A 19,709-nucleotide genomic window follows, 5' to 3' on the forward strand; every position below is an offset into this window, starting at 1 on the left:
CATCCTCGCGGCAAGATCACAGGAGCCTCGATGAGATACTGAGGTCCGATACACCTGCGTATCGGGCCGCGCACAGCTTTCCGCGGCCGCACTCACCTCCTCGCGAAGGCACCCGTGTCGAACCTCGCCATTCTGAGCCTCAAGAACCGCGCCCTCATCGCCCTCGTGACCATCGTCGCGGCGGTCTTCGGCGGACTCGCCCTCGTCAACCTCAAGCAGGAGCTCATCCCCTCGATCGAGTTCCCCCAGCTGTCGATCCTGTCGACGTACCCGGGCGCATCGCCCGACGTCGTCAACAACGACGTCTCCACCCCGATCGAGACCGCCATCCAGGGGATCCCTGGCCTGGAGTCGACCTCGGCGACGAGCACGACCAACGCCTCGATCATCCAGGCGTCGTTCACGTACGGCACGGACCTCGCGACCGCCGAGCAGAAGATCCTGCAGGCGGTCAACCGCATCAGGAGCCAGCTGCCCGAAGGCGTCGAGCCGAACGTCGTGTCGTTCTCGATCGACGACCTCCCCGTCATCCAGCTCGCGATCACGGGCTACGACGACGAGGAGACGATCCAGTCGCAGCTCGAGGCCACGGCCATCCCCGACCTCGAGGACATCGCGGGCGTGAGCTCCGCGCAGGTCGTGGGGGGTCGCGGCGAGCGCGTCACGATCACTCCGGATGCCGCGAAGCTCGCCGAGAAGGGCTTCTCGCAGCAGGCGATCACCGACGCGCTCGACCAGAACGGCATCCTGTTTCCCGGCGGCACCGTGACGGAGGGCGAGCAGACCCTGACGGTGCAGACGGGCGCGAAGCTCACATCGGTCGACGCGGTCGCTGCCCTGCCGCTCGTGCCGTCGGACGCGCAGCAGTTCCAGGCGGGCGCCGTGACGATCGCGGACGTCGCGACCGTCGCCCAGGAGCAGGACCCCGTCACGTCGATCTCGCGCGTCAACGGCGAGCCGGCGCTCACGATCGCCGTGACGAAGCTCCCCGCCGCCAACACGGTCGACGTCTCGCGCGCCGTCACGGCGGCGATCCCCGACCTGCAGGACTCGATCGGGGCGGATGCCGAGTTCACGGTCGTCTTCGACCAGGCCCCCTACATCCAGCAGTCCATCGAGTCGCTCGCGCAGGAGGGCCTGCTGGGGCTCCTGTTCGCCGTCATCATCATCCTGCTGTTCCTGCTCTCGGTGCGCTCGACGCTCGTCACCGCGATCTCGATCCCGACGAGCGTGCTCATCACGTTCATCGGCATCCAGGCGTTCGGCTACTCGCTCAACATCCTGACGCTCGGCGCGCTCACGATCGCGATCGGACGCGTCGTCGACGACTCGATCGTCGTCATCGAGAACATCAAGCGACACTACGTCGGCGATGCCGACAAGCTGCAGTCGATCATCCGCGCCGTGCGCGAGGTGGCCACAGCGGTCTCGGCGTCGACGATCACGACGGTCGCCGTGTTCCTCCCGATTTCGTTCGTCGGCGACGTCACGGGCGAGCTGTTCCGCCCGTTCGCCCTCACCGTCACGATCGCGATGCTGGCGTCGCTGCTCGTCTCGCTCACGATCGTGCCCGTGCTCGCATACTGGTTCCTGCGGCCCGGGAAGCCCATCCTCGACGAGAACGGCGCCGAGATCGACCCCGAGGACCCGGCCGCCCCGCCGAGCCGTCTGCAGAAGGCGTACCTGCCGATCCTGCGGTGGACGCTCACGCACTCCTGGGTGACGCTCCTGCTCGCCGTGCTCGTCCTCGCCGGCACGGCCGCCGCCGCGCCGCTCATGAAGATCAACTTCCTCGGCGACTCGGGCCAGAACACGTTCTCGATGACGCAGCAGGTCGGCGCGGCGGCGAGCCTCGAGGCGAAGGATGCCGCGGCCCGCCAGGTCGAGGACGCGATCGAGGGCATCGACGGCATCGACACCGTCCAGACCTCGATCGGCTCGAGCGGATCCGCGCTGCGCGATGCGTTCAGCGGCGGAAGCGGCGGCATCACCTACTCGATCACGACGTCTCCCGACGCCGACCAGCTCGCCGTCCGAGACGACGTGCAGCGCGCGGTCGCCGGCCTCGACGGCGTCGGCACGATCACGATCGCCGCAGGTGGCGGCGGTTTCGGGTCGACCGACATCGACATCGACATCACGGCGCCCGACTCCGGGACGCTGCAGACCGCGACCGACGACGTCGTGAGCGCGCTCGACGGGAAGGACGGCCTCGACCAGGTCACGTCGAACCTCGCGGCATCCCTCCCCTACGTCGCCGTCACGGTCGACCGTGACAAGGCCGCGTCGCTGGGGCTGTCGGAGGTTTCGGTCGGCGCGCTCGTTTCGGGCACGATGCAGCCGCGGCAGGTCGGAACGGTCGAGATCGACGGCACGGGCCTGACGGTGTACCTCGCGGCGTCGAGCGTCCCCGGAACGATCGACGACCTCGCGAAGCTCGAGATCCCCAGCGCGACGGGCCTCATCACGCTCGACGAGGTCGCGACGGTCGCCCAGAGCGAGGGGCCGACCTCGGTCACGACGCAGCGCGGGCAGCGGACGGCGACCGTCACGGTCACCCCGGGGACCGACGACCTCAACACGGCGTCCGCCACGATCACCACGGCGCTCGACGACCTCGAGCTGCCGACGGGCGCCCGGGCATCGCTCGGCGGTGTGCTCTCGCAGCAGCAGGACGCGTTCTCGCAGCTCGGCCTCGCGATGCTCGCCGCGATCCTCATCGTCTACATCGTGATGGTCGCGACGTTCAAGTCGCTGCGCCAGCCACTGCTGCTGCTCGTGTCGGTGCCGTTCGCGGCGACGGGCGCGATCCTGCTGCAGATCGTCACGGGCGTGCCGCTCGGCGTCGCGTCGCTCATCGGCGTGCTGATGCTCATCGGCATCGTCGTGACGAACGCGATCGTCCTCGTCGACCTCGTCAACCAGTACCGCGAGAAGGGCCTGTCGACACACGATGCGACGGTCGCGGGCGGCGCTCGACGCCTCCGCCCCATCCTCATGACGGCGCTCGCGACGATCTTCGCCCTGACCCCGATGGCGCTCGGCATCACGGGTCACGGCGGGTTCATCTCGCAGCCGCTCGCGATCGTCGTGATCGGCGGCCTCGTGTCGTCGACGGTCCTGACGCTGCTCGTGCTGCCGACGCTCTACAACCTCGTCGAGGGCGCCAGGGAGCGCCGCGCGCGACACGGCGGCGGGACGGATGCCGCATCCCACGCGTCCGCCGCCGACGAGCCGTCCGCCGACGGCCGGCTCGCGGAGGCGCCCGCCGCGGTCGGAGCCGCGCTCGCGGGCCTGCCGTCAGCGGCGCCCGTGACGCAGCTGCGCCGCACGCGGCGCGGTCCGCGCGACTGACGCGCCGTCGAGAAGGGGCCGGGACGGCGGGATGCCGCTCCCGGCCCTTCGTCGTCCGTGCACGCAAGGGGGTATCGCGCGCCCGGGACCTGCGGGAGTAGCTTTGCGGCATCCGGGGCCGAACCTCGGGCCACGAAGACGAGAGGGGGGCCTCATGTCCTCGCACGAACCGCAGGAGAGCGAACTGCGCCACCACGACGCCGAGCTGCGTCACGCGATGCACGACCCAGAGCAGGCCCTCGAGAACGAGTTCGAGCTCACCGGCGACGTCATGCTCGCCGTGCAGGACTTCTCGAGCGAGGAGCAGGGCTACCACAAGACCCTCAAGCCACGGCAGATCCAGATGATCGCCATCGGCGGCGCGATCGGCACGGGGCTGTTCCTCGGTGCCGGCGGGCGCCTCGCCAGTTCGGGGCCTTCGCTCGTGCTCGTGTACGCCGTGTGCGGCTTCTTCGCCTTCCTGATCCTGCGCGCGCTCGGCGAGCTCGTGCTGCACCGGCCGTCGTCGGGGTCGTTCGTCTCCTACGCGCGCGAGTTCTACGGCGAGAAGATGGCCTACACCGCCGGGTGGCTGTACTTCCTCAACTGGGCGTTCACGTCGATCGTCGACGTCACGGCGATCGCCCTCTACGTCAAGTTCTGGGCGCCGTACTGGGAGCCGCTGCAGGCGATCCCGCAGTGGACCATCGCGCTCGTCGCGCTCGTGGTCGTCCTGTCTCTGAACCTCGTCTCCGTGAAGGTCTTCGGCGAGATGGAGTTCTGGTTCGCACTCATCAAGGTGACGGCCCTCATCGTCTTCCTCGTCATCGGCGTGATCTTCCTCCTCTTCGTGGGGAGGACGGATGTCGGGGCCACGGGGTTCTCTGTGATCGGCGACAACGGCGGCATGTTCCCGATGGGAGCGTTCGCGCCGCTCGTCGCGATCAGCGGCGTCGTCTTCGCGTACGCCGCGATCGAGCTCGTCGGCACGGCCGCGGGCGAGACGGCCGAGCCGCGGAAGGTGATGCCCCGGGCCGTCAACACCGTCGTGTTCCGCATCGCGGTCTTCTATGTCGGCTCGGTGCTCCTGCTCTCGCTCCTGCTGCCGTTCACGGAGTACTCGGCCGACGAATCGCCCTTCGTGACGTTCTTCTCGCACATCGGCTCGCCCGAGGCGGGGGCCGCGTCGGCATCCATCATGAACTTCGTCGTGCTCACGGCCGCCCTGTCGAGCCTCAACGCGGGCCTGTACTCGACGGGTCGCATCCTGCGATCGATGGCGGTCAACGGGTCCGCGCCGCGGTTCACCGAGCGGATGTCGCGCAACGGCGTGCCGTACGGCGGCATCGTGCTGACGTCCTTCATCACGCTGCTCGGCGTCGGGCTCAACGCGCTCGTTCCCTCGCAGGCGTTCGAGATCGTGCTGGAGGTGTCGGCGCTCGGCATCATCGGCGGCTGGGCGACGATCGTGCTGTGCCAGATGAAGCTGCACAGGTGGGCGAACGAGGGGAAGATCGAGCGACCGGCGTTCCGGCTGTTCGGAGCGCCGTTCACGGCCTGGCTGACGCTCGCGTTCCTCCTGTTCGTGCTCGTGACGATGGGATTCTCCGAGACGGGCCGGTGGGTGCTCGCCTCGCTCGTGCTGCTCATCCCGCTGCTCATCGCGGGCTGGTTCGCGTTCCGCGCCCGCATCGCGGAGGCCGCGGCCGAGCGCGAGGGCCACACGGGCACGTTCCCCGTCATCGCGGAGCGGCCCGCGATCGACAATCCGCCTGCGGTGTTCCGGCGGGATCGCGACTCCGACGCGGACTGAGCGCCGCGGCGATCGACGTCAGGCGCGCCGGCGGTGCAGCCAGGGGCGCAGCATCCGCGTGACCCACGGAAGCACCCAGAACGTCATGATGGGCGTCAGCACGACGGTCGAGATGAGCACGCGCGTCACAAGCGGCAGCTCGCCGAACCCGGGGACGAACCCGAACAGCCACGATGCGAGCAGATTGCACGGGAAGAATCCGAGCCAGATCGTGACGGACTGCTTCCAGCGCGGGGGTGCGGAGGTGACGGGCTGCTGGACCGGGCCGGTCGTCGGGGAGTCGGCGCCGCGGCGCGACTCGACGTTCGTCGCGAAGGGCGCGTCGAACCAGCCCTCGATGCCCGTTCGGCGCTCGACCCGCACCTCCTTCGCGAACGACCGGCCGGAGTCGAGCCACCACGCGCGCTGCGGCGATTGCTCCCACGTCTCGAGGGTCGGGATGTCGCGGAAGCGGTAGAGCATGTACCAGAGGTCGCTCGCCTCGCCCGCCCTGACCCAGCCCGAGCCGAGGAATCCGGGGAACGCGGTCGCGAGGTCGGTTCCCGCCTGCATCCAGCTCGTCGCCTCGACGGTGCGATCCGCGTCGATGCGCCGCTCGATCGCGACGGTGACGGGGTGCGGGGCTTCGGGCTCTGCCATACCCACCATTGTCGGCGGCGCGTGTGTCGCGCATGTTGCCGCCGGCGTCGGGTGGATGGACTCGAGCGCTGGCTGCACAGTTCGCGTTCGGGGCCGGACGGCGGGTGTCTTCCCAGGGTGGTCCGATAGGCTCGTGAGGTCGGCTCTGGACCCCGCGACGCGCTCGCGGATGGGTTTGTGAGTCCAAGGGGCCGATGGTGAGCGCCGATCGACGCACATCACCATCACATGAATGGCCCCGGCCGACGGATGTCCGGGTCTGCTCGCGCACTGCTGTCGTTGTCGCAGTCGCGGGCGCTGTTCTCGTGCGAAGAGAACCCAGAAGGACATCATGCCCAAGAACAAGAAGCCCGCCGGCGGCCGCGCCGCGAAGAACTTCGAGCCGCGCTATGGCGCCAAGACGTCGTTCCAGGACCGCAAGCGCCGCCCCGGGGAGGCGTCCGGAGGCAAGCCCGGCAGCAAGAGCGCCGGTCACCGCGGATACCGCCCTGAGACGGATGCCGGTGCCCCGGCGAAGAAGCGCTGGACGGCGCAGGAGCGCGCCGGCCGCGACGAGGCGCGGGGGATCCGCTCGCAGGCGCGCGACCCGCGTGACGCGCGTGCGCCGCGCGAGGGTGAGCGCTCCGCCCGCCGAGAGTACGGCGACGCGCGTCCGCCGCGCGAGTTCGGCACCCGCCCTGCGCGTTCGTTCGACGACCGGCCTCGCCGTGACGATCGCCCTGCGCGTTCGTTCGACGACCGGCCTCGCCGTGACGATCGCCCTGCGCGTTCGTTCGACGACCGGCCTCGCCGCGACGGGGATCGCGTGCAGCGTTCGTTCGGTGGGCCGCGTCGGGATGACCGCCCGGCCCGGTCGTATGACGACCGCCCTCGTCGTGACGACCGCCCAGCGCGGTCGTCCGACGATCGTCCCCGCCGTGACTCCTCCGATCGCCCAGCGCGCTCGTTCGACGATCGCCCGGCTCGTTCGCGCGCCGATCGCCCGAAGCGCGACTTCGGCGACCGCCCTGCCCGGTCCTTCGACGGTCCCCGTCGGGACGACCGTCCTGTGCGTTCGTCCGACGACCGGCCTCGCCGTGACGGGGATCGCCCGCAGCGGTCGTTCGACGGGCCGCGCCGTGAGCGTGAGGACCGACCGAACCGTGCCGACTGGAACGCCGCACCGACGCGTGACAAGGCGTATGAAGCGCACGTCGACGTCGTCCACGAGCGCCTTCAGGCCGAGGCGATCCAGGCCGAAGAGGTCGCGGACGTGACGTTCGGCAGCCTGGGGCTCGGCGACAACATCGTCCGCACGCTCGCAGATCTGGGCGCGGCATCCCCGTTCCCGATCCAGGCGGCGACGATCGCCCCGATCCTCGACGGCAAGGACGTCCTGGCACGCGGTCGCACGGGCTCCGGCAAGACGATCGCGTTCGGCGCGCCCCTCGTCGAGTCGATCCTGCGCTCGCAGGCCGGCAAGCGCCGCGAGTTCGGCCGCACGCCGAAGGCGCTCATCCTCGCCCCCACTCGCGAGCTCGCGCTCCAGATCGACCGCACGATCCAGCCGATCGCCCGCAGCGTGGGCCTGTTCACGACGCAGATCTACGGCGGCGTGCCGCAGGGTCGCCAGGTCGGCGCCCTCCGGAAGGGCGTCGACATCATCATCGGCACCCCGGGCCGCATCGAGGACCTCGTCGAGCAGGGCAAGCTGGATCTCTCCGACATCCGCATCGCCGTGCTCGACGAAGCCGACCACATGTGCGACCTGGGCTTCCTCGAGCCCGTGCAGCGGATCCTCCGCCGCACCGAGGCCGGCTCGCAGAAGCTCTTGTTCTCGGCGACGCTCGACCGCGAGGTCGCGGCTCTCGTCGACGAGTTCCTCGTCGAGCCTGCCGTCTTCGAGGTCGCCGGCGAAGACCAGGACTCCGGAACGATCGACCACCGTGTGCTCGTCATCGACCACCGCGACAAGGCCGAGATCCTCGCGTCGCTCGTCGACCGCGAGGGCAAGACCCTCGTGTTCGCCCGAACCCGCGCCTACGCCGAGATGCTCGCCGAGCAGTTCGACGACGCCGGCATCCGCGCGCTCGCCCTCCACGGCGACCTCAACCAGGCCAAGCGCACCCGCAACCTCGAACGGCTCACATCGGGCCGCGTCCAGGTGCTCGTGGCGACGGATGTCGCGGCCCGCGGCATCCATGTCGACGACATCGATCTCGTGATCCAGGCCGACATGCCCGACGAGTACAAGACGTACCTGCACCGCTCGGGCCGCACGGGCCGCGCGGGCCGCTCGGGAACGGTCGTGACGCTCATCGCGCGTCAGCGCCGGCGCCGGATGATGGAGCTGCTCGAGCGCGCCGAGATCGACGCGCCGTTCGACGAGGTGCGTGTCGGCGACGATCTGCTGGAGGAGCTCAGCGGCCGTCAGGTCGACCCCGTCGGCTGAGCCGCAGCCGAGTGCGGCGGCACTCGCGCACGGGACCGCGGACACGCGGCGAGACCCTGCACCCGCATGGGCAGCCGGGTGCAGGGTGTCGGCGTCGTCACTCTGCGCACGAGGTCGCGGCTGCGGTCACGCCCGGGGTCAGGGCGGTGCGAGAGCCTCGATGAGCTCGGCGGCCCTCGGCGCCCCTCCCAGGGAGCGGAGCTGCGCGCCGACGCGGGCCGCGGCATCCCGGAACGAGCGATCGCCCGCGACGCGATCGAAACCCGCGCGGACCTGAGCCGCCGTCGGCGTGCCGGTGCGCAGGTTGACGCCCGCACGGGCCCACGCGACGCGGGCCGCGATCTCGGGCTTGTCGAGGTCGCCGCCCGCGATGACGAGCGGGATGTCGTGCGCCAGCGCTGCCAGGACGCCTCCCCAGCCGCCGTTGGTCACGACGACGTCGACGCGGGGGAGCAGCCGCGCGTAGGGGACGAAGCCCGCGACGCGCGCATTCCGGGGCACGGGGAACGGTAGGCTGTCGCGGCCGGGAACCCCGCTCGTCGCGACCACGATCGCGTCGACGTCGGCGAGGGCCTCCAGCGCGGGCCGCAGCAGATTCGTCGGATCGATGTTGAACGTGCCCTGCGTCACGTGCACGACGGTCCGCCCGTCGAGGTCTCCCCACCACGGCGGCGGATCGACCTCGGGCTGTGCCGCTCGCGTCGTGTGAGCCAGCTCTCCCACGAACTGCACGTGGGGCGGGCGGTCGGGCCGCTCGAAGTCGAGAAGCGGAACACCGCTCGCGACGACGAGCGCGGGGGAGAACACGGTCTGGTCGAACGTCCGCGTCGCCGGGGGGAGTCCGACGGCCGCGCGCGCCCGTGCGAGCGGCTTCGTCAGCGGACGGGAGAACATCGGCACGAGGGCGCGGAGCGCGGCATCCCGCGTCCGCGTCACCACGTTCGTGCCGGGGGCCAGGCCCATCCCACTGGGAGGACCCGAGGTGCCCGAGAGATTGAGTGGCAGCACGCTCACCGTGGCCCACGCGCCCCCGCGCTGCTCTGCGAAGAAGGCGGCGCCGACCGACAGCTCGTCCATCGCGATGACGTCCCACGGCTCGCGCTCCCATTCGCTCCGGAGGTCGTCGACCTGCGCGGGTGCCGTGCCGATCATGACGTCCGCGACGTTGATGAGCAGCTGTCCGAGCCCCTTCTTGCCGACCAGGCGCGGGAACGTCGCCTGCATGTCGTTCTCGTCGAAGTCGGGCGCGACGCGCCACGGCACGAAGCGCGCTCCGGATGCCTCGACCCGACCCTGGAAGGCGGAACCCGTGTAGAACCGCACGTCGTTCCCGCGCGCGACCAGCTCGGACGCGACGGCCGCGATGGGCGTCACGTGCCCCGTGAACGGCATCGCCTCGAGCATGATCCGCGCCATGACACCACCTTCACACAGAGTGCCCCAATCGCCGCCCCTGATACAGGGCACTCGGCGCGCGCGTCAGAACAGCATCGCGGGGGACCCGTCTCCACCCTGCCGTCCTCCCCCCTGCCGTCCTCCCCCCTGCGGCGCTCCGGTCTCGGACCTGCGCGCGGCCTCGCGACCGCGGTCCGTCGTCACGACGCGCGCCGCCAGCCCTGGGACGGGCTCGCGCCGCGGTGCGTCGTCTTCGTCGTGCCCGTCGAGACGGTGCACCCTCATGAGCGGGCGCACCCGCTTCGCGAGCCACGAGCGGTACGCCTTCGGCGCCATGGCCGAGGCGCCGGGGTAGAGCCCGAGATACGACGAGACGAGCTCGGGATGCTCGCGCCTCAGCCACGCCATGAACCACGGCTTGACGCCGGGCCGCAGGTGCAACGCCCCGTAGACGACCCGCGCGGCGCCGGCCGCGCGGATGCGCGCCAGCGCGTCGTCGATCGCCGCGATCGAGTCCGTGAGGTGGGGCAGGATCGGCATCAGGAAGACCGTGACCCGGAAGCCGGCCTCCGTCGCCGCACGCACGGTCTCGAGGCGGGCGGCCGCAGTCGGCGTCCCGGGTTCGATGAGCTGGTGCAACGGGTCGTCGAACACCGCGACCGACACGTGCACGGAGGCTGCGGCATCCTTCAGCAGGGGAAGGTCGCGCCGCAGCAGCGTGCCCTTCGTCAGGATCGAGAACGGGGTTCCCGACTCGGTCAGCTCCGCGACGATGCCGGGCATGAGCCGATACCGCCCCTCCGCGCGCTGGTACGGATCGGTGTTCGTGCCGAGCATGACCGGCTCACGGCTCCACGATCCGCGGCGCAGCTCTCGACGCAGCACGTCGGCGACGTTGACCTTGACGACGATCTGCGAGTCGAAGTCGTGACCCGCATCGAGGTCGAGGTACTCGTGCGTGCCGCGCGCGAAGCAGTTGTGGCTCACGACCCCGTCGGCGATGAAGTCGCCTGTCCCCGTCGTCACGTCGACCATCTCGATCTCGTGGCCGAGGTCTTCCACCGAGACGACGCGCAGGTCGGCACCGGTCGTGACGGCTGCGCCTTCGGCGCTCGAAGGGGCGATGGGGATGCCGCGCGAGCCGAAGCCCATGAGGCGGTGCTGCGTCGTCAGGAACGGGCGTGGCGAGTCGCCGCTCATGCCGTCGGCGACGTGCGTCCAGCCGCGGTCCGTGAGGAAGCGATGGTCGCCGCTCGCCACGAGCTCGGTGCCGTCGGCGAGCGTGATGCGATGGGCGCGCTTCCGCGTCGACCATCTGGCCTCCACCGTCGTGCGCGTGTAGCGACGGTGTGCCCCCCGCATCGCTGTTCCGATGATCTCGTCTCCCACCGACAGCTCGGCGATGGGGCGTTGCCGGCCGTCCGCGAGCAGGACGGGGGTCTGCGGAGAGAGGCAGTACACGCATGCATGGCTGCATCCTCGATATGGGTTGATCGTCCAGTCGAACGGCATCGATGACGCGCCGGGCACGTGGTTCAGGGCGCTCTTGCACATCACTTCGTGGAACGTCATGCCTGCGAACTCGGGCGTCGTGACCGAGCGGACGAGGCCGTCCAGCCGCTCGAGGCCGGGGAGCGCCGCGGCATCCGCGACTCCGAGCTGCTGACCTTGCCACCGCATCCCATCATGGGAACAGATATTCGGATGAGAGTCAAGGACATTCGAACAGAACGGCGAAGATGCGACATCATCCAGGGCGATTGGTGCAGGCGGGTGCCCGCACGAGGGAGAATGGGCCGCGTGACGGCGCCCGACCCGAATCGGCCTCCCCTCTCCGCGCCCGCAGGGGCAGAACAGGAGGGGCGTGCAGGCATGGCCGCCGTCGACCTCGAGTCGGCGGGCGGGATCCTGACCTGGACGACGGATGCCGCGCACGAGGTCCCCTTCGTGCGACACCGGTCGAGCTTCGTCCCGGGCCAGGAGCCGCTCGAGACGCCTGAGCCGCAGCTCGACATCGCCGACGAGTCCGCGATCGAGTCGTTCCTGCCCGAGGGGCCCGTTCCGACTCCGCGTCGGCATCGATCCACGTACACGACGGAGCGCAAGCGCCTCAGCAGCCCTGTCGTGCGCTCCTTCGCCGACGTCGAGGCGACCGGCTCGTCCTTCGATGCGACCGCGCCCGCCCTGCGAGGACGTCCGACGCCGATCCTGCCGCCCGCCTCCCGCACCGCCGTCGTCCCTCCGCCGCGCGAGGACGTGCCGACCCACGGCGGGCAGCCGCATCCCGAGGACTCCTCTTCGCCGATCATCGCGGCTCTTCCCCTGCCCGCCGAGGCTCCCGCAACGACGGGAAGCGCCTTCGCGACGGACCCGCCGCAGGACGCCGACGGCGAGAAGGATGCCGCGGCCCCCGCAGCCCCCGACTCCGCCGTGGAGGCGGCCGAGGGCCGCGACTCGACCCCAGACTCCGCCGTCGAGCCGGATGCTCACGCGGCCGTCGAGCACGCCGACCCCCCTGAACCCGCATCCTCGCCTGAGCCCGCCGCCTCGCCTGAGCCCGCCGACCCCCCTGAGCCCGCCGGATCGCCTGAGCCCGCATCCTCGCCTGAGCACGCCGCCTCGCCTGAGCCCGCCGACCCACCCGACGCCTCCCTCGCCGATCTCGAACCCCAACCGGCGCCCGACCCAGACGCCCCGTCCGCTCCGCTCCTGCGCCGCCACCGTCGCGCATACCGCTCGCTCGAGGTCGCGCCCGACGACACCTCACCGCCTCCGGCAGACGGCACGGGGCAGACCGCGCCCCTCGCGCCGGAATCGGGCGACGCGGCGTCGTCCGATGCGCCCGCGTCGTCCGATGCGCCTCCCGGGCTGCCGACCGAGCCTGGCGAGGCCGCGCCGCCGCTGCGCCGGCTGCGGCGCCGCAGCAGCGCGGAGTTCGAGGAGCGCGGGGAGGTCCAGGAAGGCGCGGAGGCCCAGGAGCGCGGGGAGGCCCAGGAGCGCGGGGAGGTCGAGGAGAAGGCCCAGCCTCCGCCCGAGACGGAGACCTCACGCTCCAGGGACTCTGCTTTCGCGCTGGCCACGGCCGAGCCCGTGTCGCGAGCGACCGACCTCATCGACCTGCGGTCACCCTCGATCGGCGGCGACGGCACGCGCCGAACCCCCGGTCCGCACCCCGACACGGGCTCCACGCGCCGCATGGCGCGCGAAGTCGTGCTCCTCATGCCCGAGCTGTCGCCGGCCAAGCACGCCCGTGCCAGGCGCGCGGCCCGCGTGCGGGTCCTCTTCGGCTTCCTGGCCGCAGCGATCGTCGCATTCGGCGGCGGCGCCGCAGTGACGGCCGCCTTCGCCGGATCGGTCGTCTCCGACACGGCCCGGCCCCATGTCAGCGGCACGCCTTCCCGGGCTCCCGTGACGTCCGGCGCGCCGCTGCCCGCCCTCGCGGAGTCGATCCCCGCGCCCGCCGTGACGGCGGCCGCGTCGTACGTGCCGCTGTGCGACATGCCCGAGGTGGCCGCCGCGATCGCTGCGGGAGACGATGCGGCCACGATCGCGGCATCCGGCGGCGGCGAGCCCTTCCGCGCCGCGGTCGCAGCGGGCCGCGCGCCGTGCATCCCGCTCGACGACCCGGCGCGGGTGTGGGTGGTCGTCAACAAGCAGCGCCCGTTCGATCCCGTCGACTTCCAGCCGACGCACCTCCAGCTCCCGGCGGGCGTGCGCGACCTCGCCGGCAGCCCACTGCGCGCCGAGGCGGCGACCGCCCTGAGCGCGATGGTCGTCGCGGCGCGCAACGCCGGGGCTGGCGAGATCGCCCTGTCGAGCGGGTTCCGCTCGTACGGCGTGCAGCGCTCGACGTACCGGTCGCAGGTCTCCTCGCGGGGGACGGAGTCCGCCGACCTCGTGAGCGCGCGGCCGGGGTTCAGCGAGCACCAGTCCGGCCTCGCGAGCGACGTCGTCGCCTGCGAGGCGGGGAGCTGCGGATCGTTCGACGCCCTCGCGAGCACGACGCAGGGCGCGTGGATCGTCGAGCACTCGTGGGAGTTCGGCTGGATCGTCCGCTACGAGGACGGCCACACCGATGTGACCGGGTACGCGCCCGAGCCCTGGCATCTGCGGTACATCGGGCCCGACCTCGCGGCCGCGTACCACGACGGCGGCTGGCACACGATCGAGGAGTTCTTCGGGCTCCCGGCCGCGCCCGACTACGCCGACTGACGGGTCTCGGCCGGTCGCGACGGCCGCTGGCGGCATCCCACAAGGAACGGAACCCGGTGCCGCACGAAGTGGGATGCAATCTCACAGCGTTCGGGTGGCGTCCACGATCCTGACCTAGACTCGCCTGCGGCGCCGCGGCCGAGAGCCCCGCCGGATTTCACGAAAGGACGGGCTCACATGGAGCGCGACATCTACGACGAGGACCACGAGGCGTTCCGCGAGGTCGTCAAGGAGTTCATCAAGCGCTACGTGACGAACGAGGCGCGTGAGCGGTGGGATGCCGCGGGCGAGGTCGACCGCGAGACGATGCTCGCCGCGGGCGAGGCCGGCGTCATCGGGCTCTCCGTCCCCGAGGAGTTCGGCGGCGCAGGGATGCTGCAGGACTACCGCTTCCGCACGGTCGTCAACGAAGAGGTCATCAAGGCGGGCGCAGGATCCCTCGCGGGCGCCTTCGGCATCCAGGACGACCTCGCCGTTCCCTACATCGTGCATATGGGCACGCAGGCGCAGAAGGAGAAGTGGCTCCCTGGCATGGCGACGGGCGAGATCCTCGGCGCCCTCGCGATGAGCGAGCCGGGCGCAGGCTCGGACCTCCGCGGCATCAAGACGACCGCGAAGAAGGTCGACGGCGGGTACCTCGTCAACGGCGCGAAGACGTTCATCTCGAGCGGCAAGACCGCCGACATGATCGTGACGTTCGTCAAGACGGGCGAGGGCAACCGCCCCGACGCCTTCAGCCTCCTCATCATCGAGAACGGCATGGACGGGTTCGACCACGGCAAGAAGCTCCACAAGATGGGCTTCCAGGGTCACGACACCGCCGAGCTGTCCTTCAGCGACGTCTTCGTCCCCGAGGAGAACCTCATCTCCGGCCGAGAGGGTCAGGGCTTCATCCAGCTCATGATGAACCTGCCGCTCGAGCGGCTCTCGATCGGCGTCGCGGCGGCCGCTGCGTCCGAGGCGGCCTTCGACTGGACGGTGGCCTACACGAAGGACCGCGAGGCCTTCGGCGAGCGGATCATCGACTTCCAGAACTCGCGCTTCAAGCTCGCCGACGTGGCGGTCACCGTCGACGTCCTCTGGGCCTACATCGACCGCGCCCTCCTCGCGTACAAGGACCAGAAGCTCACGGCCGAGGAGGCCGCGAAGGTCAAGTTCTGGGCGACCGAGCGCGAGTGGGAGGTCCTCGACACGTGCGTGCAGCTGCACGGCGGGTACGGCTACATCACGGAGTACCCGATCGCTCGCGCCTTCCTCGACGCGCGTGTGCACCGCATCTACGGCGGCACGAACGAGATCATGCGCGACATCGTCTCGCGTCAGATCGCGGGCAAGCGCTGAGCGCTCGCTGACGCGGTCCCGGATGCCGCGGCCCCGGCCCTTCGCGGCGCGGGGGCGCGGCATCCGTCATTCCGGGGACGCGGGGCGGGATCCGTCACTCTGGGGTACGGGGGCGCGGCGTCTGTCATTCCCGGGGCGCGGGGGCGCGGCATCCGTCATTCCCGGGGCGCGGGGCGCGGGGGCGCGGCATCCGTCACTCCGGGGTACGGGGGCGTGGGATCCGTCACTCCGGGGTACGGGGGCGTGGGATCCGTCACTCCGGGGTACGGGGGCGCGGCATCCGTCATTCCCGGGGCGCGGGGCGCGGCATCCGTCATTCCCGCGGCGCGGGGGCGCGGCATCCGTCATTCCGGGGGCGCGGGGGCGCGGCGTCCGTCATTCCCGGGGCGCGGGGCGCGGCATCCGTCATTCGGGATCGAGCACTGCTCGCACCGCCTCGACGCCCTCGAGCTCGACCGGCGAGTCCAGCAGCGCGAGGTTGGCCGAACGGACCGCGAGCCAGCGGTCGCGTGTCATGAGGAAGTTGCGGTGCGCGACGGCGCGACCCTCGCGCCCGAGGGTCGTCATGCCGTTGTCGAGGTACCCGACCTTGCGGGAGACGGCGGCCGACGCGGGGTTGTCCACGAACGCGCCCGACGTGACCTCGTCCGCGCCGAGGCCGGCGAAGAGCAGCTCGAGCATGAGCGCCCGCATGCGCGTGCCGGTGCCCTGGCCCTGGAAGTCGCGCCCGAGCCACGATCCCGTCTCGACGCGGTGGAGCACGGGCCACTCGTCGCCGCCGGCCCCCTGAACCCCCACGGGCACTCCGTCGACGAGCACGCCGAGCTCGATACGGAGCCTGCCGGGGCCCATCAGGGGACGGACGCCCCACTGGTACGACACGACCGATCGCGCGACCTGCTCCGGCGTTCCACGCGTCCACGGGACGTAGAACGGCATCCGGTCGTCGTCGTGGATGCCGCGCGCGGCCACGTCCGCGAGCGCGAGCAGCAGGTCGTCATCGATCCAGCGCAGCTCGAGGTCTCCTGCGCGGGCGCGCAGGCCCGCGGCCGGCCATACCCGGACGAGTTCGGGAGAGGACATCGAGCCAGTATCGCATCGTGCGTGTCTGCTGCTGTTCGGTGCATCTGCTGCGGTTGGGGATGGCGCGGTCGCGCGGAACTGGCGCGGTCGTGGTGCGGGGCGGATGCGCGGAGCGCGCGGTTGCGCGGAGGGCGTGGTCGTGTCCGTGATCGTGAGCAGCGGGTCGTCTTCGGTCCGGCATCGCATCGTGCGTGTCGGCTGCTGTTCCGTGCATCTGCTGCGGTGAGGGATGGCGCGGTTGCGCGGAACTGGCGCGGTCGTGGTGCGGGGGGCGGATGCGCGGAGGGCGCGGTCGCGCGGAACGGGCGCGGTCGTGTCCGTGATCGTGAGCAGCGGGTCGTCATCGGTCCGCATCGCATCGTGCGTGTCTGCTGCTGTTCCGTGCATCTGCTGCGGTGAGGGATGGCGCGGTCGCGCGGAAGTGGCGCGGTCGTGGTGCGGGGGGCGGATGCGCGGAGGGCGCGGTCGCGCGGAACGGGCGCGGTCGTGATGCGGCGGTCGTGGCGCGCGGAACGGGCGCGGTCGTGGTGCGACGGGTCGTGGTGCGACGGGGCATGGCGCGGTCGCGGATGCGCGGTGGCGCGGATGCCGCACACGGGCGACGCGGGGGAGCGGATGCGGGGCGGGACGCCGGGTCGCGGGGGCCCGCACGGGGCGGCCCGCGACGCGGACCCGTCCGAGGCTCAGTGCTTGCGGGCGCTGCAGGTCTGCTGATCCGCGGTGGAGCCCGTGATGCTCTTGGGCAGTTCGACGACCTCTTCCGCAGGGGGCGCGGCGGCGTCGCCCGTCGCTGCCGGATCGGGCTCCGCGGGCGGAGCCGACGGCTGCGTCACGTCGACGACCGCGCCGTTCGCCCCGACGGCGCCGGTGATCTGAAGCCGCTTGTTGGTCTCGAGCGCCGCCCACATGTCGGCCGCGGCGGAGAGGTTCGGCACGACCTTGTTGGGGTTCGAAGGGTCGCCCAGTGTGGGGTACTGGAGGAAGACGATGTCGCCGAACGGCACGTCCTTGACGGCGAGGGCGATCTGCACGACCGTCATGGGGTTCGTGAGGTTCGTCGACGGCGTCACGTTCGAGAGGGCCACAGACGCGAGCTTGTAGAGCGTCGCGGGGTTGGACAGCACGTCCTCGCTCATGAGCTTGCGCGCGAGGCGCGACATGTACTGCTGCTGATTCGAGATGCGCCCGAGGTCGCTGCCGTCGCCGACGCCGTAGCGGGTGCGGAGGAACTGCAGGGCCGTCACACCCGACACCGTGTGCGTTCCGGGCTCCATGTTGAGCCCCGTGTTGCGATCGCGGATGGGGTCCTGAAGGCACACGTCGACGCCGCCGATCGCGTCGGTGATCTCGATGACACCACCGAACGTCACCATCGCGGCGAAGTGGATGTTGAGGCCGCTGAGCTGCGAGACGGTCTTGACGACGCACGAGAGCCCGCCGTACGTGTAGGCGGCGTTGATGGCGTCGCGGCCGCCGCCCGTGCGCGACCCGTCGGGGCGGGTGCACGACGGCAGCTGCACCATCAGATCGCGCGGGAACGAGATGACCGTCACACGGCGGGGCTTGTCGGAGATGTGCACGAGCAGATTGACGTCGTTGAGCTTGCCCGCGGCATCCGGGCCCTTGCATCGTGCTCCGAAGTAGTGCTTGAACTCCTCCTCGCACTGGTCGATGCCCGTCACGAGCACGTTGACGCCGCCCTCGATCGCACCGATGTCGGGGGGCACGGGCGGCTGGCCCTCGATCTCGACGGCACCGCTCGAGAAGCTCTCGACGAGGTCGTAGCTCGCGAAGGCGGCGACTCCACCGGCGCTCACGACCGCGACCGCGACGGCCACCACGAGCATGACCCCGAACTGCGCGAGCGGATGCGGCGACCGCAGGTGTGCGTGCCGCGCGACGGTGTGCCTTCTTCGCGCCATCGCAGTCCGTCTCTCGTCGGGGGTGACTGGATCCTATTCCGCGCCGCCATCCGCCGGGAGGGACTGTGGATGCCGTGTCACGCCGCGTCGGAGTCCGTCGCCGTCCGCGGGACCGCGGGCGCGGGTCTGCGTGCGAGCCGCGCGACCCCCGCGGCACGAAGGCGACCCGCGACGAGGATGCCGAGCCACGTCCCGAAGAGGCAGCTCGCGATGGTGAGGGCGACGAACCCGATCCCGGCGCCGAGCGGCATCGTCCACAGGTCGAACGACTCCGCCGCCGCGAACGGGTACACGATCCCCACGACGAGCGCTCCCGCGTAGTGCAGCCCGGTCGACCACCGTCGGTAGAGCGTCACGAGGAACGGCAGCTCGGGGAAGAACGACCACCACAGCGTCGTCGCGATCGCGCCGACCGTGAAGAACGGCGCGAGCACGAGCCCCGAGATGAGGCCGACCAGCAGGCCCGCGAAGGGGCGCTGGATGAGGCGCAGGGCGACGACGGCGGGGACGACCCACAGCCCCGCGACGGCGACCGAGACGAACGGCACCGTGACGAACAGGACGGAGGAGACCCACCACGTGCCGATGAGCAGGATGCCGCCTGCGACGCCGATCGCGGCGCACGTGAGCAGGTACGCCGTCGTGACCCGGCTCACGGGTGCGTCTCCGCTCCCGCGAGCTGCGACTTCGGCGTGGGGGATGCCGCGCCGACGCGCCAGTATCCGCAGAAGCTGATGCGGTCCTTGTCGACGCCGCGGCGGACCAGGTGCCGGCGCGCGGACGTGGGCAGCGCCTGCTCGCCGACGACGTATGCGTGGAAGGGGGATGGCGGGAGCTCGGCATCCGTCAGCGACTCGAGGCGTGCGAGCGCGAGCGTGCCGGGCTTGCCGTCGTGCGAGCGGACGATCCACTCGACCTCGACGCCCGCGGGGGCGTCGAACGACAGGGCGTCCTCGAGCGAGGGCACCTCGATGATCGCCCGGCCCGTCGCCGATGCCGGGAGGGTCGCGCAGATCGAGGCGATCGCGGGAAGGCCGGTCTCGTCCGCGACGAGCAGCACGCTCTCCGTGCCGCGCTCGGGGTTGAATGCGAGGCCCTCGTCGATGATGACGACGCTCTCGCCCGGCTCGCACGTCTCGGCCCAGCGAGACGCGGGCCCGGCGGTGCCGTCGGCGGCGGAGCCGTGCAGCACGAAGTCGACGTCGAGCTCGGCATCCCGGCTCGCCGTGGCGGCACGGAATGCGCGCACCGAGTAGTTGCGCATGACCGGACGCACGCCGTCGGGGATCCGCAGGTACGTGAGGTAGCCGAACAGCTTGTTGGCCTTCGCGGGGACGCGCTCGAGCCCTTCGTCGCCGCCGAGCGGCAGGAAGATGCGGAACCACTGGTCGTACCCCATGTGGCGGAAGCGGTCGATCTCGCCGCCGCCCAGCGTGATGCGCATCCAGTGCGGAGACAGACGCTCGGTGCGCTGCACGGTGAGGTGCAGCAGGTCCTGCGTCTCGGGCTTGACGAGCCGGCTCGCGATGGCCATGTCAGT

Annotated in this window: 13 protein-coding genes; 5 read left to right on the top strand and 8 right to left on the bottom strand. The window is 71.2% G+C overall.

Annotated features, from left to right (window positions below; all coding sequences use genetic code 11):
• Positions 1 to 114: 114 nt before the first annotated feature.
• Both FHS08_RS07435 and FHS08_RS07440 read left to right on the top strand, forming a co-directional pair.
• A complete protein-coding gene (locus tag FHS08_RS07435) occupies positions 115 to 3,354 on the top strand; it encodes an efflux RND transporter permease subunit (RefSeq protein WP_167037370.1) in 3,240 nt (1,079 codons plus the stop codon).
• Between the two features lie 271 nt (positions 3,355 to 3,625).
• Positions 3,626 to 5,146 carry an amino acid permease gene (locus FHS08_RS07440; protein ID WP_243847413.1) on the top strand — a complete coding sequence of 507 codons (1,521 nt, stop codon included), beginning with the start codon at positions 3,626 to 3,628 and terminating at the stop codon, positions 5,144 to 5,146.
• Between the two features lie 18 nt (positions 5,147 to 5,164).
• On the opposite strand, the gene FHS08_RS07445 is transcribed toward FHS08_RS07440, so the two are convergent.
• A complete protein-coding gene (locus FHS08_RS07445; RefSeq protein WP_243847247.1) occupies positions 5,165 to 5,785 on the bottom strand; it encodes a putative antibiotic biosynthesis monooxygenase in 621 nt (206 codons plus the stop codon).
• Between the two features lie 331 nt (positions 5,786 to 6,116).
• On the opposite strand from FHS08_RS07445, the gene FHS08_RS07450 reads away from it, so the two are divergent.
• Positions 6,117 to 8,216, top strand: a complete 2,100-nt coding sequence (locus tag FHS08_RS07450) for a DEAD/DEAH box helicase (protein ID WP_167037376.1) — start codon at positions 6,117 to 6,119, stop codon at positions 8,214 to 8,216.
• Positions 8,217 to 8,354: 138 nt separating this feature from the next.
• Here FHS08_RS07450 and FHS08_RS07455 read toward each other — a convergent pair whose 3' ends face one another.
• Both FHS08_RS07455 and FHS08_RS07460 read right to left on the bottom strand, forming a co-directional pair.
• Positions 8,355 to 9,632: a glycosyltransferase gene (locus tag FHS08_RS07455; RefSeq protein ID WP_167037379.1), complete on the bottom strand. Its 1,278-nt coding sequence runs from the start codon at positions 9,630 to 9,632 to the stop codon at positions 8,355 to 8,357.
• Positions 9,633 to 9,695: 63 nt separating this feature from the next.
• Positions 9,696 to 11,291 (bottom strand): Rv2578c family radical SAM protein, encoded by a 1,596-nt coding sequence (locus tag FHS08_RS07460; RefSeq protein ID WP_167037382.1) that lies wholly within the window; start codon positions 11,289 to 11,291, stop codon positions 9,696 to 9,698.
• A 192-nt stretch (positions 11,292 to 11,483) separates the two neighbouring features.
• Here FHS08_RS07460 and FHS08_RS16870 point away from each other — a divergent pair, with 192 nt between their 5' ends.
• Positions 11,484 to 13,823, top strand: a complete 2,340-nt coding sequence (locus FHS08_RS16870; protein ID WP_243847248.1) for a D-alanyl-D-alanine carboxypeptidase family protein — start codon at positions 11,484 to 11,486, stop codon at positions 13,821 to 13,823.
• A gap of 177 nt (positions 13,824 to 14,000) precedes the next feature.
• Complete coding sequence (locus FHS08_RS07470; protein ID WP_167037385.1) at positions 14,001 to 15,164, top strand: acyl-CoA dehydrogenase family protein; 1,164 nt, start codon at positions 14,001 to 14,003, stop codon at positions 15,162 to 15,164.
• 155 nt (positions 15,165 to 15,319) lie between these two features.
• Here the strand turns inward: FHS08_RS07470 and FHS08_RS07475 are convergent, their stop codons facing one another.
• The 5 genes from FHS08_RS07475 to FHS08_RS07495 all read right to left on the bottom strand — a co-directional run bounded on the left by FHS08_RS07475 (position 15,320) and on the right by FHS08_RS07495 (position 19,703).
• Positions 15,320 to 15,505: a hypothetical protein gene (locus tag FHS08_RS07475; RefSeq protein WP_167037388.1), complete on the bottom strand. Its 186-nt coding sequence runs from the start codon at positions 15,503 to 15,505 to the stop codon at positions 15,320 to 15,322.
• Between the two features lie 64 nt (positions 15,506 to 15,569).
• Positions 15,570 to 16,247 (bottom strand): GNAT family N-acetyltransferase, encoded by a 678-nt coding sequence (locus FHS08_RS07480; protein ID WP_167037390.1) that lies wholly within the window; start codon positions 16,245 to 16,247, stop codon positions 15,570 to 15,572.
• A gap of 683 nt (positions 16,248 to 16,930) precedes the next feature.
• Complete coding sequence (locus FHS08_RS07485) at positions 16,931 to 18,169, bottom strand: LCP family protein (RefSeq protein ID WP_167037393.1); 1,239 nt, start codon at positions 18,167 to 18,169, stop codon at positions 16,931 to 16,933.
• Positions 18,170 to 18,246: 77 nt separating this feature from the next.
• Complete coding sequence (locus tag FHS08_RS07490; protein WP_167037396.1) at positions 18,247 to 18,825, bottom strand: ECF transporter S component; 579 nt, start codon at positions 18,823 to 18,825, stop codon at positions 18,247 to 18,249.
• Positions 18,822 to 19,703: a siderophore-interacting protein gene (locus FHS08_RS07495; RefSeq protein WP_167037399.1), complete on the bottom strand. Its 882-nt coding sequence runs from the start codon at positions 19,701 to 19,703 to the stop codon at positions 18,822 to 18,824. Before FHS08_RS07495 ends, FHS08_RS07490 begins: the two co-directional genes overlap by 4 nt.
• Positions 19,704 to 19,709: the final 6 nt, after the last annotated feature.

The organism is Microbacterium ulmi (assembly GCF_011759705.1).
GTDB classification, from domain to species: Bacteria; Actinomycetota; Actinomycetes; order Actinomycetales; family Microbacteriaceae; genus Microbacterium; species Microbacterium ulmi.